Consider the following 3,173-nt stretch of genomic DNA (forward strand, 5'->3'; position numbering starts at 1 on the left):
GCCACCGCCTCGCTGTTCTGACGCCATGGCCTTCATCGCACGCTGGCTGCGCCGCTTCTCGCTGCTGCTGCTCGGCCTCGTGGTGCTGATCGGGCTCTACGTGGGAACCGCCTTCGCGCTGGTGTTCTGGCCCAGCCATGCGAAGACCACCGCGCCGGCCACGCCCTATGTCGAGGCCTGGGTGCTGAGCAACGGCGTGCACACCGACTACGTGTTCCCGGTGCGCTCGGCGCTGATCGATTGGCAGAAGTTGTTCCCGCTCGCGGACTTCCCGGCCGTGCCGCCCGGTGCCGAGTACGTGGCGCTGGGCTGGGGCGACCGCGAGTTCTACCTGCACACGCCGACCTGGGCCGACCTCACGGCCGCGCGTGCGCTGGGCGCGCTGTCGGGCCGCAACCGCGCGCTGCTGCACGTGAGCTATCTGCGGCGCGACCAGTTCGGCGCCGGCGCGTTCCGGCTGCCGCTGTCGATGCCGCAGTACCTGCGCCTGATCGAGCATGTGCGCAGCACCCTGCCCGCGGGCCAGGCGACGGCCATCGCGGGCGCGCACTACAACGCCCAGGACGCCTTCTACGAAGCCAACGGCGCCTACCACCTGTTCGAGACCTGCAACACCTGGACCGGCCGCGGCCTGCGCCGCGCGGGCGTGAAGGTCAGCCGCTGGACGCCGTTCGACTTCACGGTGACCTGGCATCTGCAGCCGGTGCCCTGAGTGCGGCCTCTCGTGTCTCAGGGCCGCGGCACGCCGCCCTGCCACTGCCCCCAGTTCGCCACGATGTGGTCGACCACGCGCGTGCCCACCAGCGCGATGTTCTCCACCGTCTCGGCGAAGCCGCCGGCCGTTTCGCCGGGCGCGGGGTCGAGATGCTGCAAGGTGGTCTCGTTGGGATGGCCCTGGTCGAAGTTGACCGCGCCGCGCAGGCTCATCACGCGGTCGGTGCCGTGGGTGCGCTGGATCACGAGCGTGATCGCGGCGGCCTCCATCTCGGTGATCACGTAGTCGTCGGCGCCGTAGAGCTTCGCGATGTACTGCGCCTGGTTCGACATGCCGGGGCCGTGGAAGAAGGTGTCGCCCGTCATGTGGGTGCCGGTGCCGACGAAGGGCGCGCGCCGCGCCGCGGCATCGGGGTAGCGCAGCCGGTAGCTGCGCGCCGATTCGGAATCCTTGAGCGGCGTGTCGGCCGTGAGCTTCATGGCCCAGCCGACGAGGTCGGGGTTGAGCTTGAAGCGGCGGTACGACTCGTAGCCCTTGCGCGGCATGAAGGTGGGCTCGCCGGGCTTGTTCTCCTCGGGCGCCCAGCGGTGGCCGAGGTCGTAGTCGACCAGCCAGGTGGCCCAGCTCACCTCGCCGATGGTGCCGCGCGAGGGCGGCGTGCCGGCCACGCCCGAGATCACGTAGTAGGCCTGCGAGAAATCGAACTGCGGGTTCAGCAGGATCGCCTGCATCGAGGCCGAGGAGTTGACCTTGCCCATGCCGAGCACCGCGCCGCAGACGCCGTCGGCATTGCAGTAGACGGGCTGCAGCGCACCGGGCACGGCCATCGGCTTCGCGCCCTTCCAGTAGCGCTCGTACCAGTGCTGGAACTCGCCCGCGCGGTCGCCGCTGTTCTGGCCGATCTCGAACATGGCGGCGACGAACACCTTCACCTTCACGGGCAGTTCGGCACGCGCCTCGGCGCCGGGCGCGGGCGGCATGGTGGCGGCACTGGCGGCACCGGCCAGCAGCGCGGCGGCGGCCAGCGCCGAGAGGCGGGCGAAGCACAGGGAGGAGGAAGACGGCATGGGGAGACTCCGTGGGTTCGAGGATTGGGGGCAGGACACGCTAGCGCGGCCATCGCACCGGCGGCGCTCGCGGCGTCCTACAGCCGCGCATTGTCGGCGCTGGCACAACGGGCCTGTCTACACCACGCAACCACCATGCCGGACACTGCATCCTCCGCGAGACGGCCTCCGTCCAAGCCCACGCCGATCGCGAACGGGCTGGTCTACGTGAACCCCGACATGCCGGGCATCCGGCGGCTGCGGCACGGCGCGAAGTTCCGCTACCGCGACGCGCGCGGCCAGTGGGTGCGCGACGCACACGAGCTCTCGCGCATCCGCATGCTGGCGATACCGCCGGCCTACGACGAGGTGTGGATCTGCCCGCTGCCCAACGGCCACCTGCAGGCCACCGGCCTCGATGCGCGCGGCCGCAAGCAGTACCGCTACCACGCCGACTGGCGCGCGCTGAAAGACGAGACCAAGTTCGACCGGCTCGAGGCCTTCGCGCGCGCGCTGCCGCGCATCCGCGCGCGGGTGCAGCGCGACCTGCAGGCCGGCAAGGTTACGGGCGCGCCGGCCCGGCCCCAGGTGCTGGCCGCGCTGGTGCGGCTGCTCGACACCACGCTGATGCGCGTGGGCAACGAGGAGTACGCGAGCAGCAACGGTTCCTATGGACTCACCACGCTGCGCAACCGGCATGCGGCGGTGAAGGGCGCGGCGCTGCGGCTGCGCTTTCGCGGCAAGAGCGGCGTGATGCACGAGGCCACGCTCGAGGACCCGCGCGTGGCGAAGATCGTGCGCGGCTGCCAGCAGCTGCCGGGGCAGGCGCTGTTCCAGTACGTGGGCGAGGACGGCGAGCCGCACAGCGTCTCGTCGACCGACGTCAACGACTACCTCGGCGAGGTGGTCGAGGGCCAGAAGGGCCTGGACGGCGAGCGCTTCACCGCGAAGGACTTCCGCACCTGGCATGGCACGGTGCAGGCGTTGGAACTCACGCGGCTGGCCTGCGAGCCGGGCCGGGTCGCCTCGGACGGCAACCGCTACACCGCGAAGGACATCCTCGCGACCGTGGCGCGCCAGCTCGGCAACACGCCCGCGGTCTGCAAGAAGGCCTATGTGCATCCCGCGGTGCTGTCGCTGGGCAGCGCGCTCGCGAGCACCGAGGCCGATGCGGCGTCGGCCCTGCTCGAACGCATCGCGGGACGCCGCAGTGCGCGGCCGTCGCGCGGGCTGCATGCGGCGGAGCGGCGGCTATTGGGTTTTCTGCAGGCGCATCGGCGCGAAGCCCAGGCCGCGACGCGGCAGCGCAAGAGCGCCAAGCCCGCCTCGGGTTCGATGGCCTCGAAGAAGGAAACGAAGCACGCACCGCTGCCGGTGCGCAAGGCCGCGCCGGCGCGGCCGCGTGCTCAGCC

At 71.3% G+C, this 3,173-nt stretch carries 3 protein-coding genes; 2 read left to right on the plus strand and 1 reads right to left on the minus strand.

Annotated features, from left to right (window positions below; genetic code table 11):
* Positions 1-25 precede the first annotated feature (25 nt).
* The gene (locus AC27VN_RS37035; protein WP_490879869.1) at positions 26-712 is read left to right on the plus strand and encodes a TIGR02117 family protein; all 687 of its coding nucleotides are present in this window, start codon (positions 26-28) and stop codon (positions 710-712) included.
* A gap of 17 nt (positions 713-729) precedes the next feature.
* On the opposite strand, the gene AC27VN_RS37040 is transcribed toward AC27VN_RS37035, so the two are convergent.
* The gene (locus AC27VN_RS37040) at positions 730-1,782 is read right to left on the minus strand and encodes a purine-nucleoside phosphorylase (protein WP_490879870.1); all 1,053 of its coding nucleotides are present in this window, start codon (positions 1,780-1,782) and stop codon (positions 730-732) included.
* A gap of 135 nt (positions 1,783-1,917) precedes the next feature.
* On the opposite strand from AC27VN_RS37040, the gene AC27VN_RS37045 reads away from it, so the two are divergent.
* Positions 1,918-3,173: DNA topoisomerase IB (locus AC27VN_RS37045; RefSeq protein WP_490879871.1), on the plus strand; the 1,256-nt coding region annotated here is incomplete at its 3' end.

The organism is Variovorax sp. 20P10.2.4 (assembly GCF_058244205.1).